Origin of the sequence: Microvirga sp. BSC39 (assembly GCF_000739015.1) — a bacterium.
Lineage (GTDB): Bacteria > Pseudomonadota > Alphaproteobacteria > Rhizobiales > Beijerinckiaceae > Microvirga.
The window spans coordinates 1-2,010 of sequence record NZ_JPUG01000029.1 but is presented as its reverse complement, the minus strand read 5'-3'; the positions used below and the strand labels follow the sequence as shown (position 1 = coordinate 2,010).

Below are 2,010 nucleotides of genomic sequence, written 5' to 3'. Positions count from 1 at the left end.
GAGCTTGGGCTTGACCACTTCGAGGGCCGCTCATGGCGCGGCTTGCATCGACATGCGCTGCTGACGCTCATCGCCTATTTGTTCCTGCAGCATCTACGCCTGCGGGCAGCCACAGGGGGAAAAAAGAAAAGCCGGCGGACCACCGCCGCAACCCAGCTTACCGGCCATCCGGCGCCTGCTGCTTGACCATCTGGCACACGCCATGCGCCTGCGATGTCCGTTCTGTCGGGCCCGCTTTACCCTCGGCTCACTGATAAAAGTGCCAAAGTAGTGCTAGGACCTATACTGTGGTTACCTACGAAGATGGGAGGGTTGTCAAGCTCGAAGAGGATACAGATATAGGTTTCAGGTCAGTTGAACATTACTCTGCCACAGGACAACTGCAGCAGAGACAAGCGACCTGGGGAGATAAATCCGAAGAAATTTACATGCTCATGCCGAATGGCAGAGGCATACATTATCGAAGTGGATCTCGGTTTGGAGATGGCACTGGTGAATCCGTCACCCTCGACCGTACGGATGCCTCTCAAAGGAAAGAGTTCGAAGCCATCACAGATCAGCTCCAGGACCACACAGGCGAGGGTCGGCAAAAAGCTCAGCATGGCGTTCTTGAAGTCATAGGTGGCGCACAAAAGCTGCACATCGTAACAATCCTGGGCACTGCATCTCAAGATGACATCATTGGCAGTGGAATGCTGGTTGGTGGCCGGGGTGCGGATGTACTATCCGGCCAAACGCACTCAGACCTTCTCCTTGGTGGAAGTGGTGACGATCAACTTTGGGGCTATGCTGGAAGCGACCTGCTTGACGGGGGCGCAGGCTACGATATCGCCGTGTATACAACAGGTGTTGTAGCGAACCTGTCTGATGCAGCCCAGAACACCGGTGAGGCAGCTGGCGATACCTATAAGAGCATCGAGGGGCTGACGGGTTCGGCATACAGTGACAGGCTCATCGGGAACGAGGGTGCTAACCAACTGAACGGCCGCTGGGGGAACGACACCCTTGAGGGTGGCGCTGGTGACGACACCCTGGATGGCAGTTCTGGCTCTGATGTGCTGCGGGGCGGTGCGGGCTATGACTTTGCCAGCTACTATCATGCAGCCGGCGATGTTGTAGCGAACCTGTCCAATGCCTCAGAGAACAGGAACGAGGCTTTTGGCGACGTGTACGACAGCATCGAGGCGCTCTCCGGCTCGGCCTACAACGACACGCTCACCGGCAACTGGGACGGCAACAACCTCCACGGCCATGCCGGCGACGACCGCCTCGCGGGCCTTGCCGGGCGCGACTACCTTCTGGGTGGTGCCGGCTTCGATCTCGCCGGCTACACCACGGCGGTGACCGCCAACCTGCTCGACAGCACGCAGAACACCGGCGAGGCGGCGGGCGACACGTATGAGGGCATCGAGGGGCTGGCCGGCTCCAACTATGCCGACCATCTCACGGGCGATCACGCCGACAACGTGATCTACGGCGGCTATGGCAGCGACACCCTGTTCGGCCTCTCCGGCAACGACCGCCTGTACGCCGGCGGCGACAACGACGATCTGATCGGGGGCTCAGGCGCCGACACGCTCGATGGCGGCGACGGGTTCGATTATGCCAGCTACTACACGGCCGGTACGGGCGTGCGGGCCAGCCTCACCAGTAACTGGCTTAACACAGGTGATGCAGCCTGGGACGTGTACGTGTCCATTGAGGGGCTGGGTGGCTCGAACTATGCCGACTGGCTGTCCGGCAATGAGGCGGCCAACGTGCTGCATGGCCATGGCGGCAACGACGAGCTTCTGGGCGGCGGCGGCTTCGATGAGCTGTTTGGCGGCGAGGGCTGGGACGTGCTGCACGGCGGCACGGGGGCCGACGTGCTCGACGGGGGCGCCGGGCACGACTTTGCCTCCTACCTGTATGCCACGGCAGGCGTGACGGCCAATCTCTCCGAGAGCTGGCGCAACCAGGGCGAGGCGTACGGCGACACTTACGTGTCCATCGAGGGGCTGGCGGGCTCGG

At 61.2% G+C, this 2,010-nt stretch carries 1 protein-coding gene and 1 pseudogene; both read left to right on the top strand.

Features of this window, described 5'->3' with window-relative positions; all coding sequences use genetic code 11:
- Positions 1-186 (top strand): annotated as a pseudogene (locus MA07_RS28585) (IS701 family transposase); the annotation flags it as partial.
- Between the two features lie 647 nt (positions 187-833).
- Positions 834-2,010, top strand: a 1,177-nt coding sequence (locus MA07_RS27500; RefSeq protein ID WP_280114226.1) for a calcium-binding protein, incomplete at its 3' end; no start/stop codon positions are given.